This window comes from Mucilaginibacter sp. UR6-11 (genome assembly GCF_020880695.1).
Lineage (GTDB): Bacteria > Bacteroidota > Bacteroidia > Sphingobacteriales > Sphingobacteriaceae > Mucilaginibacter.
This window is the reverse complement of sequence record NZ_JAJIWO010000001.1, coordinates 225,105-241,690: the sequence shown is the minus strand read 5'-3', so window position 1 is coordinate 241,690 and position 16,586 is coordinate 225,105. Positions and strand designations below refer to the sequence as shown.

At 45.0% G+C, this 16,586-nt stretch carries 18 protein-coding genes; 5 read left to right on the top strand and 13 right to left on the bottom strand.

The features are described 5' to 3' along the window. From LJ658_RS01145 to LJ658_RS01115, 7 genes are all read right to left on the bottom strand, one after another. Window positions 1–834 carry a transketolase gene (locus LJ658_RS01145; protein WP_230544614.1) on the bottom strand — a complete coding sequence of 278 codons (834 nt, stop codon included), beginning with the start codon at window positions 832–834 and terminating at the stop codon, window positions 1–3. A gap of 11 nt (window positions 835–845) precedes the next feature. Then, window positions 846–1,664 carry a glycosyltransferase family protein gene (locus LJ658_RS01140; protein WP_230544613.1) on the bottom strand — a complete coding sequence of 273 codons (819 nt, stop codon included), beginning with the start codon at window positions 1,662–1,664 and terminating at the stop codon, window positions 846–848. A 3-nt stretch (window positions 1,665–1,667) separates the two neighbouring features. Beyond that, window positions 1,668–2,720, bottom strand: coding sequence for a hypothetical protein (locus tag LJ658_RS01135; RefSeq protein ID WP_230544612.1), 1,053 nt, complete (start codon window positions 2,718–2,720; stop codon window positions 1,668–1,670). A gap of 485 nt (window positions 2,721–3,205) precedes the next feature. Beyond that, window positions 3,206–4,123 carry an AraC family transcriptional regulator gene (locus LJ658_RS01130; protein WP_230544611.1) on the bottom strand — a complete coding sequence of 306 codons (918 nt, stop codon included), beginning with the start codon at window positions 4,121–4,123 and terminating at the stop codon, window positions 3,206–3,208. A gap of 88 nt (window positions 4,124–4,211) precedes the next feature. Next, complete coding sequence (locus tag LJ658_RS01125; protein WP_230544610.1) at window positions 4,212–4,979, bottom strand: SDR family NAD(P)-dependent oxidoreductase; 768 nt, start codon at window positions 4,977–4,979, stop codon at window positions 4,212–4,214. A 273-nt stretch (window positions 4,980–5,252) separates the two neighbouring features. Further along, window positions 5,253–6,107, bottom strand: coding sequence for a dioxygenase (locus tag LJ658_RS01120; protein ID WP_230544609.1), 855 nt, complete (start codon window positions 6,105–6,107; stop codon window positions 5,253–5,255). Next, window positions 6,107–6,694: an FMN-dependent NADH-azoreductase gene (locus LJ658_RS01115; RefSeq protein WP_230544608.1), complete on the bottom strand. Its 588-nt coding sequence runs from the start codon at window positions 6,692–6,694 to the stop codon at window positions 6,107–6,109. Before LJ658_RS01115 ends, LJ658_RS01120 begins: the two co-directional genes overlap by 1 nt. Window positions 6,695–6,785: 91 nt before the next feature. On the opposite strand from LJ658_RS01115, the gene LJ658_RS01110 reads away from it, so the two are divergent. Next, window positions 6,786–7,163 carry a helix-turn-helix domain-containing protein gene (locus LJ658_RS01110; protein ID WP_230544607.1) on the top strand — a complete coding sequence of 126 codons (378 nt, stop codon included), beginning with the start codon at window positions 6,786–6,788 and terminating at the stop codon, window positions 7,161–7,163. A 71-nt stretch (window positions 7,164–7,234) separates the two neighbouring features. Here the strand turns inward: LJ658_RS01110 and LJ658_RS01105 are convergent, their stop codons facing one another. Both LJ658_RS01105 and LJ658_RS01100 read right to left on the bottom strand, forming a co-directional pair. Continuing rightward, entirely contained in the window at window positions 7,235–7,558 is a 324-nt protein-coding gene (locus tag LJ658_RS01105) for a hypothetical protein (RefSeq protein WP_230544606.1), read from the bottom strand. Between the two features lie 11 nt (window positions 7,559–7,569). Then, on the bottom strand, window positions 7,570–8,172 hold the full coding sequence (locus LJ658_RS01100) for a short chain dehydrogenase (protein WP_230544605.1): 603 nt from the start codon (window positions 8,170–8,172) through the stop codon (window positions 7,570–7,572). Between the two features lie 111 nt (window positions 8,173–8,283). Here LJ658_RS01100 and LJ658_RS01095 point away from each other — a divergent pair, with 111 nt between their 5' ends. From LJ658_RS01095 to LJ658_RS01080, 4 genes are all read left to right on the top strand, one after another. Then, the gene (locus tag LJ658_RS01095) at window positions 8,284–8,634 is read left to right on the top strand and encodes a helix-turn-helix domain-containing protein (protein WP_230544604.1); all 351 of its coding nucleotides are present in this window, start codon (window positions 8,284–8,286) and stop codon (window positions 8,632–8,634) included. Between the two features lie 110 nt (window positions 8,635–8,744). After that, window positions 8,745–9,047 carry a helix-turn-helix transcriptional regulator gene (locus LJ658_RS01090; protein WP_230544603.1) on the top strand — a complete coding sequence of 101 codons (303 nt, stop codon included), beginning with the start codon at window positions 8,745–8,747 and terminating at the stop codon, window positions 9,045–9,047. A gap of 15 nt (window positions 9,048–9,062) precedes the next feature. Then, window positions 9,063–10,169 (top strand): NADH:flavin oxidoreductase, encoded by a 1,107-nt coding sequence (locus tag LJ658_RS01085; protein ID WP_230544602.1) that lies wholly within the window; start codon window positions 9,063–9,065, stop codon window positions 10,167–10,169. A 5-nt stretch (window positions 10,170–10,174) separates the two neighbouring features. Next, on the top strand, window positions 10,175–11,191 hold the full coding sequence (locus LJ658_RS01080) for an LLM class flavin-dependent oxidoreductase (RefSeq protein ID WP_230544601.1): 1,017 nt from the start codon (window positions 10,175–10,177) through the stop codon (window positions 11,189–11,191). Between the two features lie 80 nt (window positions 11,192–11,271). Here LJ658_RS01080 and LJ658_RS01075 read toward each other — a convergent pair whose 3' ends face one another. The 4 genes from LJ658_RS01075 to hypF are packed head-to-tail and all read right to left on the bottom strand — an operon-like array spanning window position 11,272 to window position 16,568. Further along, on the bottom strand, window positions 11,272–12,018 hold the full coding sequence (locus tag LJ658_RS01075; RefSeq protein ID WP_230544600.1) for an urease accessory protein: 747 nt from the start codon (window positions 12,016–12,018) through the stop codon (window positions 11,272–11,274). A gap of 47 nt (window positions 12,019–12,065) precedes the next feature. Beyond that, a complete protein-coding gene (gene hypE / locus LJ658_RS01070) occupies window positions 12,066–13,103 on the bottom strand; it encodes a hydrogenase expression/formation protein HypE (RefSeq protein ID WP_230544599.1) in 1,038 nt (345 codons plus the stop codon). Window positions 13,104–13,131: 28 nt separating this feature from the next. Then, window positions 13,132–14,235, bottom strand: a complete 1,104-nt coding sequence (hypD, locus tag LJ658_RS01065) for a hydrogenase formation protein HypD (RefSeq protein WP_230544598.1) — start codon at window positions 14,233–14,235, stop codon at window positions 13,132–13,134. Beyond that, a complete protein-coding gene (gene hypF / locus LJ658_RS01060; RefSeq protein ID WP_230544597.1) occupies window positions 14,232–16,568 on the bottom strand; it encodes a carbamoyltransferase HypF in 2,337 nt (778 codons plus the stop codon). The genes hypD and hypF overlap by 4 nt, the downstream gene beginning before the upstream one ends. Window positions 16,569–16,586: the final 18 nt, after the last annotated feature.

The following is a 16,586-nucleotide window of genomic DNA, read 5'->3' as shown; positions in this document are numbered from 1 at the left end:
TTAGCGTACAATTAAGGTTTCAGATGTCAATTCGGTAACAGCATGGCCATGCAGCTCAAGCAATAACTGATCTACCTCGCCGGCCGAAAAGTTACAAAACCAGCGGTCGGCGCGTTCCTGTATGCTTGGCAATCCCTTGCCTCTTATCGTATCGGCAATAACCACGTTAACTTTATCTCTTTGAAAAGGATAGGTGTCAAATGCCTGCTTTATCGCTGCAAAATCGTGACCGTTAACCCGTTTAACAGCCGCGCCAAATGCCTCAAATTTGTCCTGTAATGGCTCAAGTGGTACCAATTCTTCGGTGCGTACATTGGCCTGGAATTGGTTGCGGTCTACCACAAAAACCAGGTTATCCAGTTTATAGGCATTGGCTACCAGTATTGCTTCCCAGCAGGAACCTTCGTTCAATTCGCCATCGCCAAGTATGCAAACCACTTTATTGTTACCCCCGCGTATCTTTATATCCATAGCTACTCCCACCGCAACAGCGGGCAGGTGGCCCAATGAACCCGAATGAAATTCGACGCCCGGGATGTGGGTGTTTGGGTGCCAGTATATATGGTCGGTAAGTGATAAATGGTTATTTAATCTTTCTTTTTCCAGAAAGCCAAGCTCAACAAATGCGCCGTACAGAGCTGGTACATCATGTCCTTTGGATAGGAATAAATAATCCCTGTCAGGATCATCAAGATTATTGACGTTGACGTTAAGAAAATCGATATATAAATAAACGATCAGGTCGACAGCCGATAGCGAAGCGCCGATGAAACAGCCACCCGCGGTAGCCATCCTGATGATATGTTCACGAACATTTAAGGCAATTTTTTTCATAAATTAGATATTTAAGTACTTTGCATTTTGATCATTTTTGTTTGGCCCGCATTAACTGTTTTTAATTCGCTCAAATGATGACGATACCAGTTTACCCCTGCATAAGCCGAGTTTATTTGCATAATATCCGGCCGTGCGGTTAGCAGATCCAGGACATCATTACACGAGAAAGTTTTTTTTTGGAGATAAAGCTGTTCAAAAACAGTTTTGATAAAATGATAGTCCTCCAGGTAATCTATCGTGAAACGGTGCGACATGGAATAATCCTTCCCCGTTTCCCAAACTACATTTCCAATCTTAAACTTATCGGGATTTTCCCATATGTAAGGCGTGGTGTGTTCCTGCTCAAAACTACGGCTGCTCTTTTTATACGTTTCAGTAAGGCAAGCTATGGTCATTATTTCCACGTCGTTACCATCGGGCCAGGTCGCCGGGTGCAAATTGCTTACGTAATCAAATTTAATTGGCGGGTGAAAAAAATAATTCAGAACGCGATCAATAGCCCTAGGATCGATAAGTGGGCAGTCTGAAGGGATTTTAACTACAAAAGCCGCATCCAGTAATTTTGCTGCATGATAATGTCTTTCTAATAAATTATGCTCGCTGCCGCGAAACCATTTCACTTCCAATGCTTCAGCTTCCCGTACAATAACGTCGTCCTCCTCATTTTCGGAAGTAGCGATAATAAGCGATACCGGATAGCTGATCATTTGCAAACGTTCAACCATTCTTGCCAAAAGACTTTTTCCTAATATGGGACGCATCACTTTGCCGGGCAAACGCGTTGAGGCCATGCGGGCCTGGATTACGATTACTATCTTACCCTCCATTTGTCAATTAATTAACAGTTCTTCCAATAGTTCTGACTCTGTTTGTTGTTGTTTTGTGATGCCTGCGGGGTTGAATTTCCCGTGTGTTTCATCATGCGCTACATAGCTTCTGCATAGCGCAGCAATATTTTGTGCAGAAATGCCCCCGTTTTGTATCGGCGTTAGCTTAATTAATTCGTTGATATTGAACCATGAGTGAACTTTTTTACCTAATGCGATTCCTGTAAAAACAACCGTTGAATATTGTGTGATCAGCTCTGCACAATTAGCGATCATATGATTTGTATTGCCCGACCTGAAAATCATCGACCCTTTAGGTGCGTATTTCCGGATCTCCTTCTCTGCACGGTCAAATTTTTCATTTGGGTGGAGTTTAAATAGCAACGAGCGGCCCGCGGCTATTTTTACGGCTTGCTTAATAAAGGCCGGGCGGTTTTCAAACCTGAAGGTCTCGCGCATATCCGTTGTAGCAACCATTACATAATCACGAAATGGAAAGTCGTTTTTCAAAAACTGTTTTACATTATCATAATTAGGTATGCCGGTAACAATAAGCTTACTGGCGTTGGTCCCCATTTTCTCGAAATGCTGTTTATAGCCCGGTGATGCAACGCAATAGAAATCACAAATATTGGTAGAGCCGTTTAAAGAGGTATTAGCACATAATGCCGGTGGTAATTTTAAAGCTTGTACCAGCTTACTTATTACCGTTGCCTTGTCTACCATCCCCTCTTGTACCCAAATAGTTTTTCCCCGCCGCATGCGGGGCGGAATAAGCAGATCTGAGCAATATACCACCAGGTCATATTTATTAATCCTGGCGCCATAGTCAATTTGCAGGTTATGTAGCTGCATATATCTTTCGGAATTATCCCTGAACTGCCCTGCCAGCGCAGTGCCATCGGCTAATGTCGTATATTTAATAATGAAGTTAATAATTCGGCTATCGGTAAAGACTTGGCTAAACCAACAGTCCAGTTCGGACAGTTCCTGTGCAATCAGGTGCATTTGCAAAGTTTGATGCATGGAACCCGTGATAAACAAAACCCTCTTCATTTACAATAGTTAATAAGCCTCGATTGAAATATTAAATTTAGAGGCCGTATTTTTAACTAATCGAAAATTTAGGTTATGAAATTGTTAAATGCTTTTATATGAAAATGCTCTCGGTTGATACTTGAATGAACTTTTGAAAACTGGAAAAGTGGTGATAGAATTCGCTAACAAAACTCTAATGAAGCAGGCAGATAGATTCAACCAGAGGGAATATTCTTGTCCGGGTGATCAATCACCCGGTTGCGTACCGCGGAGCGCAGGTAATCTCAGGCTTTAATTCAGAAAATACAGATCATCGGCTCGCTGAGTTTTGATTTGCTATTTGATCTTGCTCCAGGATTTTATAGCTTTATGCCTGTCACACCTTTTCGCTCGGCATGTCGTAATACTCTTCAAGTACAAAAGTCCGATCCATAAGTTTGTTACTCCAGTAATTCAGTTATTAAATAGATTCAATAAGTATAGTGTTGTCGCCCAGTTAAAGGTTAATTTAAAGCCTGTTTAAACTTCATAGGCGAAAGCCTGGTCTTAGTTTTAAAAAGCCTGCTAAAGGACTGTGAATGTTCAAAACCTAATTGGTAAGCTATTTCACTAATTGTAAAGGAAGTGGTAGAAAGCAGTTCTTTAGATCGCTCGATGAGTTTTTCATGGATATGCTGCTGTACGTTCAGTCCGGTGAGCGAACGCAGCATATCACTTAAATAGTTGGGTGTATAGTTTAACTGCTCTGCCAGGTATTGTACGGTAGGTAAACCCTGATTGGCCGGCTTGTCTTCATTGAAATAAGTATTGAGCAGTTCTTCCAGTCGCTGCAGCAGATCGCTGGTGACAGTTTGCCGGGTCAGGAATTGCCGTTTGTAAAAGCGCTTGGCGTAACTCAATAGCAATTCGATCTGTGCGATAACTATATCGTGGCTGAAATCGTCTATCCGGCTGTTCAATTCTTCCTGAATGATGGTAAAAACAGAGGAGATTGTTGCCCTTTCCTGGTCGGAAAGATGCAGGGCCTCATTTGAAGCGTAGGAAAAAAAACCATACTGTTTAATCTTTGAGGCAAGCGGATAACCATGAAGGAAATCCTGATGGAAGATCAGCGAAAAGCCCTCGTTTCCCTTGTAAATTGCTGTACTGCCTACTAACTGATGAGGCGCCGTAAACACCATGCTCCCTTCGTCAAAATCGTAATAGCCCTGTCCATATCTGAATTTGCCACCCAACTTATTAATAAAGGAGATCTTGTAAAGCGTTGTTACATAGCTCACCGGCAGTCGGCTTAGGTTAATCCGTTCTTCCCTAGTGTCCAGCAAACTGATTAACGGATGAGCAGGTCCCGGTATACCCAGCATACGGTGTATCTCAGTTATAGATTCGAGTTTAACAATCTTTGGCCTGTCGTTTTTCATGCTGAAAGATAATAGATATGACCGGAGACTGTTTCAGCTGCCGGTCATAATTGAGTTGTAATATGGTTATTTAGTACGCTAAGCGGTATTACCAGGGCATCGGGCCGTCAGGTCCTGTGAATCCACCCGTGGGGCCATCAGTTTCCAGGGCTACACGTACCGGCTCACGTGACCCAACTTCAAGGCTGTCTGTGCCCTGGAAATTATTAAGTGCTGTAGCTGTATAGCCCGGACTGGTTGAGTTTACCTTGATGTTTTCTTTTTTCAGCTCTAAGGCGAAAGCAAGCGTAACCGCGTTAAGTGCAGTTTTAGAGGCCGCGTACACAATGCCGAAATGCTCTCTGGCCCAGCAAGCCGGGTCGGATATCCAGGTGAGTGAACCCAGGCCGCTTGATACATTGACGATGCGTGCAGCCGATGATTTGCGCAGCAAAGGCAGAGCAGCCTGTGTAACAGCTATAACGCCGAACACATTGGTTTCCCATACGGTGCGCACTTCGTCCAGTGACACATTGACGGCACGCCCGGTGCTCATCAGTTCCTCCGGGTTTTTGGGGGATGTCCCGCCATGCGATATGCCGGCATTGTTCACCAGCAGGTCAAGGCGGCCGTATTCGCCTTCTATACGCGCCATTGCTGCATTGATGGTTTGTTGTTGGGTAACATCAAGCTGAATAGCTTTTGCATTTTGCCCAATCTCAGCTGCGGCCTTTTCCCCGTTTTCGAGTTTGCGTGAACCTACATATACAACATAACCGTCAGCGGCGAGCGCTTTGGCTATTTCATTACCCACACCCTGGTTGGCACCTGTCACTAATGCAATTGGTTTATTTGCTGATGCTGTTTGATTTTCCATTAGATTTTTGATTAACTGTTATGAAGCAAAAGTCTGCATTTGATCTTATGCAACTGTAACCAAATCAAGGACAGTTGTAACTGAAATGAATTTCTTTAGCCTGTCTGCCAACCGTGATAAATATACAATTTACCGGAATTGTGTTATCTGCTGCTTTGCATTTCCGCTGACCTTTACATCATCAAATAATTGCAACATGAGAAATACGATTTTAATTACCGGTGCAAGCAGCGGTATAGGTAAAGGTGAAACGGAACTTAAAGACCTGGAAAATTAGCAGCTTTCGAGTATAAAGCTGCGTTCGCTGAATGCCGGAAGTTTGGCCGCACCCTCATAAAAGTGTTTCACCTCATCTTTGCTGTCCATCAGGCCGAGGCTGTACAATACCGGCATAAAATGATCCGGGGTAGGTGCCGCTAGTTTGCCTAAGGTATGGCTGGTGTAGTAATTAATGACGCTATCAAAATTCCGCTGGTCAATTTCTTTTTTGATCCAATGATCATAGTCGGCTTCCCAGCCAAAAGGAGTCATGTCGCCGCTCGCGAAGCGTTGCCTGACTAATTGTAAGTTATGAATCAGCGACCCGCTGCCTATAATCAAAACCCCTTTATCCCGTAGCGACTTTAGTTGCCCGCCCAATTGAAAGTGATAATCAGGCGCAGCATGATAGTCGATGCTCATTTGAAAAACCGGGATGTCGGCCTCCGGGAACAGATGCTTCAGCATTGGCCAGGCATCATGATCCAACCCCCATTCGGGGGTCTCGGTTACAGATGGAACGATTCTTTTGATCTCCCTTGCGATATCCGGCGCACCCGCTGCCTGATACTTCACCCGATAGTATTCATCCGGAAAGCCATAATAGTCGTAGATTTGGGTTTGCTGTGGCGATATATTGACAAAGGTGCCCTGTGTACACCAATGGGCCGACACAACCAGAGCGGCCTTAATTTCGTACTTGTGCCGTAAATCCTTTCCCAACGCAAACAAACTGTTCCAAAACGGTTTCTCCTCTTTTGACAGGGGGATATCCATCGGGCTGCCGTGCGAGGTAAATAATACCGGCATCCGCACACTTTGCACCGCAAGCGTATCAAGGAAATTTTTAAAACTATTTAATGTTCCCATTAGTCGATCAATATACTGTTCACGGCTTTCTCCATTGCCTGTTCTTTTACGCCGGGTACTTTTAATCCTTCGGCACGGAACACCGTTAAGTCCGTCATGCCTAAAAAACCGAGGAATGCTTTCAGGTAAGGTGCGACAAAGTCGTTGGTTTTACCCGGACCTTCGGAATACACTCCGCCGGAGGACATGGCAATATAAACCTTTTTTCCGGTGACTTTTCCTATAGGACCGTTTTCACCATACCCGAAAGTGACCCCGGCGCGGGTAATATGATCAATCCAGGCTTTGAGCGCGCTGTGGATGGTAAAGTTGATCAGCGGCGCACCAATTACAATGATATCGGCAGCAAATAATTGTTTAACTAAAGTATCCGAAAGGCTAATGGCTGCCTGGTCGGGTTCGGGCGCAAACATCGCACGTAATACTTCAGGTTTCAAATGCGGAATATCGGCGCTGACCAGGTCCAGCTCATCTACGATGCTGCCAGGGTATTTGAGTTGAATCTTCTCAATAATGGCATTGCCCAGCTTCGTGCTATAGGACGCTTCGCCCTGTAGGCTTGACTTTATATAAAGTATGTTTTTCATACCGGCAAAACTAAAGTTACCGACTGGCAAAAAGTGAGTAGTTACCTAAAGGTAAGCGCTTACATCCGGGTAAGTGCTTACCTTTGCCTTTATGAAAGTCATTAAAAATGAGCCCCTTCCAAATAAGGTCGAATGTGCTAACTCGCTAAAAAACGTCCTCGACGCGCTCTATGTCCTGAACGGCAAATGGAAACTGCCGCTGATTCTTTCGTTGGTACAATCGTCAAAACGTTTTAACGAGATCCAGCACGAACTGAGCGGCATATCCGCCAAGGTCTTAGCTAAAGAGCTCAAGGACCTGGAATTGAATGATTTTATCACACGCAAGGTTTACCCTACCACCCCGGTGACTATTGTTTATGAAGCGACGGGCTATAGCCGCACTTTAAAAAATGTCTTAGGCGAACTGAGCGCCTGGGGCGAACAGCATCGGGAAAAAATAAAGCAAAGTATGCGCAGACAATCCTAAACAAATAACAACATCTGACTTAGATGTTGTTATTAAAGCAGGGAATAGAAGCTCCAAGAAACATGGTTTAATTAAGGCCGTCCGGCGTCAAGGGTTTTGATCAGTCCGTCAACAACTTCAAAGCGCATCAGGATTTCAACTGTTCCGGTTTCTTCGGATACCAGGCTTGCAAATACCGACTGTCCGCTGTTTTCTGTACGGTGAATCGCCGTAAAAACAGCATTTACCGGCCCGAAGAAAAAATGGTCCGAAAAGTCGACGATGCTCTCTTCTTTGCCATTGTGTACAAATTTGGTATCTTCTGAGATTAGGTTCAGAAAGCTTGTGCGATCCCTGTTGTTCCAGGCGATGAAGGCAGACCGGACGGTTTCATTAGTAATTTTATCGTAATTCATTTTTTCGGTAGTTAGTGATTAGAAACCTTATAAACCTGGCCCGTTTGTCCGCCCAGAACGCTCCTTAAGTAGGCTTGGGTTACGCTATTCATAGTGACCGGAATATGCCTGGGAAAGTACGGGAAATAGATAGGAGATTCTTCAACTACATCCGGCGCTACGGCATTAATGCGCAACGCATTTTCAAGTTCAACTGCGGCTCCGCGTACAAAACCATTGATGGCGCCGTTCATCGCGCTTAAATTAGTTCCCAGGATGATTGGATCTTCAGCTAAGGATCCGGATGTCAGGGTAAAAGAACCTTTATGATTGATATAATGCTGACCGATCAGCACCAGGTTAACCTGTCCCATCAACTTACTGTTAATGCCAACCCTGAAATGCGCCTCTTTCATACTGCCTAATGGCCCGAAATGGCCATCACCGCTGACACAAACCAACGAATCAAATTTGCCAACCTGTTTATAAAAAGCTTCAATTGACTCAACGGAAGATATATCGACATTAAAGTCTCCGCTTTTGGACCCGGCCTTTATTATTTCGTGATCTTGTGCTAACGCTGCCGTTACGTGTTTTCCTATGGTGCCGGTTGCACCGATGATGATAATTTTCATTTTCAAAGAATTATTTATTTGACAAAACTATAGCAATACTATACTTTTGTCAAGTAGTTACCCAAATGTCAAGTAGTGTCAATTATGTCTAATATGGGCGCAAATCAGATAATGACGGAAAAAAAGGTTGAAATAAAAACGCACGGCCCGGAAGAATGCCCGATAACTGCTACCATTGACGTAATCGGCGGCAAATGGAAACCGCCTATTATCTGGATCCTGCTTAAAGGGCCGATGCGATTTGGCGAACTTGGAAAGATGATGCCTAACATTGCACTTAAAGTTCTATCACGTCAGTTAAAAGAATTGGAAGCGGAAGGTATTATTGTTCGCAAAGCATATCCGGAGGTCCCGCCACGTGTTGAATACTCATTGAGTAAAAAGGGGGAATCGCTACGGGATATTATGGAACTGATGTCAGAATGGAGCGTGAAGAACATTTTAGCTAAACAAATAATTTGACGGGGCCGCAAATTGAGCGCCGGCGCAGCGGCTTCGCATCACTGATCAGTAGAATGTCATTTCTGATGATTTGATTGGTATATCGGGAAATTCCGATATATCTTTGTGCAATGGATCAGGTAGAATTATTCAAAGCGCTTTCCAATAAGACCCGGCTGCAGATACTGGCCTGGCTCAAAGAGCCGGAAACCAGTTTTCCTGGACAGGCGGAGCATGCAGGTTTCGAAGATGGGGTTTGTGTCGGACAGATCCAGCTGAAGAGCGGGTTAACCCAATCCACCGTTTCTGAATACCTGGCTATACTGCAGCGCGCCGGCCTGGTGCAGTCTACCCGTAAGGGGCAATGGACCTATTACAAACGCAACGAGGCCGCATTCGAACAACTCTCCAAACTAATCCTTTCTGACGTTTAACAAAATATTTATTTTATGAATACAACTAGCTTATTCCAGCCGTTCGCGCTGAAATCCTTACATATCAAAAACCGCATCGTCATGGCGCCCATGACCCGTTCTTTTTCACCAAATGCCATACCCACTGCCGACGTGGCTGCCTATTATCGCAAAAGGGCCGAGGGCGAAGTCGGGCTGATCCTGTCCGAAGGAACAGTGATCAACCGGCCGTCCTCCTCAAACGATGCAAACATTCCGCATTTCCATGGCGAGCAAGCTTTGGCCGGCTGGCAGAACGTCATTGACGGCGTGCATGCCGCCGGGGGGAGCATGGGCCCGCAGATCTGGCACATGGGCGTGATGGACAACCATCATTCGGGCTGGTTGCCACCGGTACCCTTTGAAGGCCCTTCAGGTTTGAACCGTCCCGGTTTTAACAACGGGAAAACCATGACCGAATCGGACATTGCTGACACCATTGCCGCTTTTGGCCGGGCTGCGGCTGATGCCAAACGCATGGGTTTTGATTGCGTGGAGATCCACGGCGCGCATGGTTACCTGATCGACCAGTTCTTTTGGGAAGGAACCAATGAGCGTACCGATCAATATGGCGGCAAGACCCTGCCGGAGCGTACCCGTTTCGCGGTGGAAGTCATCAAAGAAGTGCGTAAACAGGTTGGCGAAGATTTTGCGTTGATCATCCGCCTGTCCCAGTTCAAGCCATCTGCCTATGATAACAAGCTGGCTAAAACCCCGCAGGAACTGGAAGCCTGGTTAAATCCCTTGGCTGATGCGGGCATCGATATTTTCCATTGTTCGCAGCGCCGCTTCTGGGAACCTGAGTTTGACGGTTCGGATCTAAACTTTGCCGGCTGGGCTAAAAAGCTGAGTGGTAAGGCCACGATAACCGTCGGTTCGGTGGGCTTATCAGGCGATTTCTTTGGCTCGTTCCGGGGCGAAAGTTCCGAGCCCAGCTCGCTGGAGGAACTGGTACGCCGCATGGACCGCGGAGATTTTGACCTGGTAGCCGTTGGCCGCCCGATCCTGGCAGATCCGTTCTGGGTGCAGAAGATCCGTGATGGACGTAACAACGAACTGAGGTCATTTACCAAAGAAGCTTTGGGACATTTAGTGATGGAATAACTACGATGAGCAAGCAATTAAGTGATATTAAATATTCGGTTTTAGACCTGGCCACCGTGGTGCAGGGATATACCGCCGCGGATACTTTTAAACGCAGTATGGAGCTGGCCTTACGGGCCGAAGCGGCCGGTTATACCCGTTACTGGTTTGCCGAACACCACAATATGATCGGCGTGGCCAGTTCAGCGCCCCAGATATTGATCGGCTATATCGCCGGCGGTACCAAAACCATCCGGGTCGGTTCAGGGGGCATCATGCTGCCCAACCATGCCCCGCTGATCGTAGCCGAGCAATTCGGCACCCTGGCGACTTTATACCCCGGGCGGATCGACCTGGGACTGGGCCGCGCCCCAGGTACAGACCAGGTGACAGCCGTGGCTATCCGTGGCGAGAATATGTTGGTGCCTAATGATTTCCCGGGTGATGTACAAAGGCTACAGAATTTCTTTTCAGCTGAGAATGCGCATAGTAAAGTGCGGGCCAATCCCGGCGAAGGCCTCGATATCCCGATCTGGATATTGGGTTCCAGTACGGACAGCGCTCATTTAGCCGCAGCTTTAGGTTTGCCTTATGCCTTCGCCAGTCATTTCGCGCCGGCCTATTTTAAAGAAGCGATCGCCATTTACCGGAACAATTTTAAGCCATCCGCGCAACTGGCAGAGCCTTATGTCATGGCCTGCATTAATGTGGTCGCCGCTGATACCGATGCGGAAGCGCAACGCTTGTTCACGTCCTTACAGCAATTTTTTATGGGGGTCATTACCGGTAAACGCGCTTTATTGCAGCCGCCGGTGGATTCGATGGACGACATCTGGAACCCTTACGAAGCCGAAGCCGTCAACCAGATGCTAGCCTACGCTTTTGTCGGCGGGCCGGAGACCATCAGGCAGGAAATGCAGGCATTTATCAGCGAAACTCAGATCGACGAGGTAATGGCAACATCGCATATTTACGATCACCGGGCCAAACTGCGCTCTTACGAGTTGTTTGCAGCAGCTTTAAAAGGCCACACTGCTGATTGATTCCAAGCCTTATGCACGACGGTCTATATTTCTAATTATCAGCCTTGGAGGTTCACTTTCGATATTGTTTTGCCGGTGCATCATAATAATATTAAATTATCGTAAATTACCTTGCCACCATACAATAAACAAAGTATGGATGTAGCTATAATTAAAACATTTTGCAAAAACGGGGCCTGGATTAATTTTTTTGAAAACGGCACGCTGAACAGGCCTGCGGCGACTAACATACCAACCACGCAACCCCCGCTAAATATTAAAAGATAAACCAACCCGTCAAAAGTATTTTTTATTTGCGTCATTACCAACACTACCAAAGCGCCGCTGCCGGCAAGACCATGAACCAGGCCAACACCGTAAGCAAGCTTATGTGAATGATTGTGTGAATGACTGTGTACATGCGTGTGCTGAAAAGTGCTTTTTGGTGCAAAATGCACATGCAGGTGTTGATGCTCTTTTGCCAACTGCAGTTGTCCGAATTTTTGTTTGCCAGGAATATGAACATGGCTATGTTTATGAATGACCAGTTTTTTGCCGCGGATAAATTTTAGGATGCGATATATAGCAAGGGCTATCAGCATTACGCCGACCATGGCTTCAAAATAATGAAAGCTATGCCCGGAAATGCCTACCTTAAAGGGTATCATTAATACACCGATTAAAAAAATGGTGGATGAGTGCCCAAGCCCCCAAAAGGCACCATCTTTCATCGACAACCAGATGTGGTCTCGACGCGATACAATATTACTTACCGCCAGCAAATGATCTGCTTCAAATGCATGTGTAAACCCGGCATAAATAGTGAGTAAAAGAGGAAAGGTGAACATCTTAATTCAGTATAAAAAGTATGATTTATGATTAATTATCCTGTTTATTAGCATATACGTGGCAACTGTTCGCCGGCAAGCATGTTCACTACCCGGTGGCCACCGATATTACTCTTCATGATCACCTGGCGGGGATGGTCGGCTTTAACTTCGCCTATTATGCTTGCCATTTGCCCGTAATTCCATTGTTTCAGTACTGCCAAAATATCGTCAGCTGCTGATGCATCAACAATGGCCACAAAAAGGCCTTCGTTGGCTACATACAAAGGGTCGAGCCCCAGCATTTCGCAGGCACCGTATACATCTTCCTCTACCGGGATGTCTTTTTGTGCAATAGCTATTCCTAATTTTGCATCAGCGGCAATTTCATTCAATACCGTAGCCAGCCCGCCCCGTGTCGGGTCACGCAGCAAATGGATGTTATCGCCAAATTGATCTAAAAGTTTTAAAACTATTTGGTTAAGCGGGCGGCTATCGCTGCTGATAGTCGTTTCAAATTGCAGACCCTGCCTATGGCTCATAATTGTGATTCCATGTCTTGCCAACGGCCCGCTTAATATTATTTTATCGCCGGATTTGATATTAACCATATCAATATTTGCCTTTGGATGAACGGTACCAATACCAGTGGTATTAATAAATATCTTATCGCCTTTCCCTTTCTCCACCACTTTGGTATCCCCGGTAACAATGCTCACGCCTGCGACATCGCATGCTGCCTTGATGCTGTTAAGTATCTCCCAAAATTCAGTCATCTTTAATCCTTCCTCCAGTACAAAGCCAAGCGTCAGGTATTTGGCTGCTGCGCCGCACATGGCCAGGTCGTTCACCGTGCCGTTAATGGCCAGATCACCAATATTTCCGCCCTCAAAAAATAGGGGCGATACCACGTAGGTATCGGTGCTCATGGCTATCTTGCCGGTAAGGTTAAAAATAGCACCGTCGTGTTTTTTATCAAGCAGTTCATTGCCAAGCAGGCTAAACACACCTGCATCCAAAAGCTGGCTGGTTAAGGTGCCACCACTGCCATGTCCCAGGTTAATGGTGTCAAAATCAAGTTTTGGAATAGGGCAGCTAAGTAGCATAAGTTAATGTTAATGTATTAATTTGATTTTATTCTTCTACTAGTTCAGTTGCTAAATTAAAGTGGTAGTATGCGGCACAGGCTCCTTCACTGCTTACCATTGGAGCGCCTAATGGCTGCGCAGGCCTGCACCTGGTACCAAAGTTGGGGCATTGGTTTGGTTTGATCTTGCCCTTCATTATATCGCCTGATAAGCAGGTTGGATCCTCGTGCGATTCTGCAATATCAATTTTAAATTTCTTTGTAGCGTCGTAAGCGCTGTATTGCTCTTTCACCCCGTATCCGCTAAGCGGTATTTCGCCAATGCCCCGCCATTCGCGATTGGTTACTTCAAATATTTGTTCAATGGCGCTCATGGCATTTTTGTTACCACCGGTCTCAACCACGCGGGTATATTGATTTTCTAATTTATACTCGCCATTTTCTAATTGTTTAACAGCCATTAAAATACCCTCCAACAAATCAACAGGTTCAAAACCGGTAATAACAATGGGCATTTTATATTTTTCAACTACCGGGTAATACTCGCTCATCCCCATAATAGCACAAACGTGGCCTGCGCCCAAAAAGGCGTCCACGCGGCAGTCGGTATCAGCCATAATTGCTTCCATAGCAGGTGGAACAAGCACATGCGAAGTGAGGATTGAGTAGTTTTTCACATCTTCATGTTGCGCATGGATAACTGAAAGCGCATTTGCCGGCGCGGTGGTTTCAAACCCGACAGCAAAAAATACCACCTGCCTGTCCGGGTTTTCTTTGGCAATTTTAACAGCTTCAAGCGGCGAATATAAAATACGTACATCGGCGCCCTTTGCCTTAGCTTCGAGCAGGCTTATTCCGCTGCCGGGAACCCTTATCATATCTCCATATGAACAGAGAATGACGTTATGCTCGGTAGCTAAATTTACAGCCTTGTCAATCAGGTTTACCGGCGTTACGCAAACCGGACAACCCGGGCCGTGTATCATTTGTATATTGGGTGGCAGCATATTCAATAAGCCATTTTTTACCAGCGAGTGAGTTTGGCCACCGCACACTTCCATAATGTTCCAGTTCCCTTTTACGGTATGTTTGATCTCTTTTAAAAGTGCGTCCACTATTTCCGGCGAACGAAATTCTGATACATATTTCATAGTGTATAATTGTATAATTTATCTATACCTATGTTTTCAGACATAGTTTCAATCCTGTTTTCCTCAAATACCAGTTGGCCAAATGAAATGTTTTCGTCGTTTGGCGAGAGGTTTTTATGAAAATACAAGTCATACTTATGGTTATATTCATGTTGGATCCAATCAACCAGCAAAATATTCTGAAACACGCCGCCGCTAAAACAGATTTTTTTAACACCCAGGTTTTGGGCCATAATATCAACCAAACAAACCAGCGAATAATGAAACCTGGCCGCTATATAATCAACCGACCGATTTTTTTCAATGTCCATTATTACGCCTTGTATTAGCGAGGTAGTTGGTATGTTTTCACCGGCCAAGTCAAGTTTCAAATAAGGTTCGTCTGTTACGAACCCGTTAATGTTAATGTACTCTTCAGCCGACGACTGCACGTACATGGCAGCTTCGCCCTCATAGCTTTGTTTATCGCATATACCCAGCAGCGATGCAACCGCGTCAAACAAGCGCCCCACCGATGAACTGAAAAGACTTGTATTATTAATTAACATTTGATAGTTATTCCATTCTGTATCCGTAAATTTTTCTTTCAAACGGCCCAAATGCGGCCATCCACCATTGGCGATACATAATGCGGCAACCCGCGGCTCAATTGCCATTTTATCTCCTGCAATGGTCGGGAAGTAATCAAAATGGCAGCTGCGTTGCATTTGGTTATTTTCATATTTGAAAAATTCACCGCCCCATATATTTCCATCATCACCAAAGCCTGTTCCGTCCCATATTATTCCTAAAACAGGCTCATTTGCATGCAGCAAATCATGCTCAGCCAATGCGGCTGCAAAATGAGCTCTGTGGTGCTGCACAAATCTTAATTCGGCCCTGTATCTTTCAGCCAGTTCAACAGCATATTGCAGCGAAAAATAGTCGGGGTGAGTGTCGGCAATAATTACCGCCGGCTGGGTAGCATACATTTTTAGCCAATGGTTCAAGGTATGCTTGTACATCAGTTGCGATTCGTAACTCTCCCCGCTGCCTAAAAATTGACTTACAAATACATTGCCGTTAACACCCAGCGTAAAACTACTTTTTAAAAACGCACCTGTTGATAGTAGGGTTCGCTTTGTTTTAGATGTGTAATTAAGAAACGAAGGTGCATATCCCCTTGACCGGCGTAAAATAATTTGCTGGTTAGTATATCTTGAAACCTGTACTACGCTATCGTCCTGCGGAACAACAATCTCCCGGTTATAACTTACCACGAAATCGGCAATCCCAAACAGATGTTCCAACGCGTCTTCGTCCCGGTAAATAATTGGCGACCCTGAGATATTGCCACTGGTGGCTATTAATGGTTTCTTAAAATCCTGCGCAATCAATTCGAGTAAAGGACTATAAGGAAGCATAACACCTATGCGTCTCAGGTTTGGCGCAATATGGTGTAACGCAAGGATATCTGCTGCTTTTCGTTTGGGATATAATAATACTATAGGTGCAGCGGTGCTCTCCAGCAATGATTTTTCGTGGTTATTCAGCTCGAAATTTTGACAAGCGGTTTCAACATCAGGGCATAGTATCGCCAGAGGTTTGGAAGGTCGTTGTTTGCGGTTGCGTAATAACTGTATTACCCATTCGTTATTGGCATCGCATAGTAACAGGTGGCCGCCAATACCTTTTACGGCAATGATCTTACCCTGTTGCAGATAATTTTTAATAAGAAATAAAACCTTTTCGGTATCGGTTGATAAAACCGTTGTTCTATTTCCATGTAAAGTAAGCTTAATACCGCAATCACCGCATGAATTGGTTTGCGAAAAAAATCTTTCGCAGGCAATGTCTTCATATTCATCGCTGCAGGCCTTGCACATCGTAAAATCGTTCATGGTAGTTGAATGCCTTTCGTAAGGCAGTTCGCTGATGATCGAATAACGCGGGCCGCATTGGGTACAGGTGATAAACGGATAACGATACCTCCGGTTATTTTCGTCATTCAGTTCAGATCTGCAACTTTCGCAAATGGCCATATCAGGAGTTATCATAACCTTTGTTTCGGTTGTATCACTGTCAATCTTGATAGAAAAATCTTTAAAGGCGAGCTCTTTATTTTTTTTTAGTTCGGCAACTGTAACGTTTGCCTTTGGTGGTAAAGTGGATTTTATTTTTTTGAAAAACAACTTTGCTTTTTCTTCATCAGCATTGAATAGGATATTTACCCCATTGTTGTCATTTTTTACATAGCCATTTAATCCCATTGCTGTTGCCAATTGGTAAACCAGGGGCCTGAATCCAACGCCCTGCACAATTCCGTTAAAATGGATATGGTATGTTTCTGGCATATGATTATTTAAAAAATG

Coding starts and splice junctions, on each gene's coding strand:
- LJ658_RS01085 (WP_230544602.1), top strand. CDS start 9,063: ATGAATACAACTAGCTTATTCCAGCCGTTCGCGCTGAAATCCTTACAT.
- LJ658_RS01130 (WP_230544611.1), bottom strand. CDS start 4,123: ATGAAAAACGACAGGCCAAAGATTGTTAAACTCGAATCTATAACTGAG.
- LJ658_RS01115 (WP_230544608.1), bottom strand. CDS start 6,694: ATGAAAAACATACTTTATATAAAGTCAAGCCTACAGGGCGAAGCGTCC.
- hypE (WP_230544599.1), bottom strand. CDS start 13,103: ATGCTACTTAGCTGCCCTATTCCAAAACTTGATTTTGACACCATTAAC.
- LJ658_RS01095 (WP_230544604.1), top strand. CDS start 8,284: ATGACGGAAAAAAAGGTTGAAATAAAAACGCACGGCCCGGAAGAATGC.
- hypF (WP_230544597.1), bottom strand. CDS start 16,568: ATGCCAGAAACATACCATATCCATTTTAACGGAATTGTGCAGGGCGTT.
- LJ658_RS01110 (WP_230544607.1), top strand. CDS start 6,786: ATGAAAGTCATTAAAAATGAGCCCCTTCCAAATAAGGTCGAATGTGCT.
- LJ658_RS01075 (WP_230544600.1), bottom strand. CDS start 12,018: ATGTTCACCTTTCCTCTTTTACTCACTATTTATGCCGGGTTTACACAT.
- LJ658_RS01120 (WP_230544609.1), bottom strand. CDS start 6,107: ATGGGAACATTAAATAGTTTTAAAAATTTCCTTGATACGCTTGCGGTG.
- LJ658_RS01105 (WP_230544606.1), bottom strand. CDS start 7,558: ATGAATTACGATAAAATTACTAATGAAACCGTCCGGTCTGCCTTCATC.
- LJ658_RS01090 (WP_230544603.1), top strand. CDS start 8,745: ATGGATCAGGTAGAATTATTCAAAGCGCTTTCCAATAAGACCCGGCTG.
- LJ658_RS01080 (WP_230544601.1), top strand. CDS start 10,175: ATGAGCAAGCAATTAAGTGATATTAAATATTCGGTTTTAGACCTGGCC.
- LJ658_RS01145 (WP_230544614.1), bottom strand. CDS start 834: ATGAAAAAAATTGCCTTAAATGTTCGTGAACATATCATCAGGATGGCT.
- LJ658_RS01140 (WP_230544613.1), bottom strand. CDS start 1,664: ATGGAGGGTAAGATAGTAATCGTAATCCAGGCCCGCATGGCCTCAACG.
- LJ658_RS01100 (WP_230544605.1), bottom strand. CDS start 8,172: ATGAAAATTATCATCATCGGTGCAACCGGCACCATAGGAAAACACGTA.
- LJ658_RS01135 (WP_230544612.1), bottom strand. CDS start 2,720: ATGAAGAGGGTTTTGTTTATCACGGGTTCCATGCATCAAACTTTGCAA.
- LJ658_RS01125 (WP_230544610.1), bottom strand. CDS start 4,979: ATGGAAAATCAAACAGCATCAGCAAATAAACCAATTGCATTAGTGACA.
- hypD (WP_230544598.1), bottom strand. CDS start 14,235: ATGAAATATGTATCAGAATTTCGTTCGCCGGAAATAGTGGACGCACTT.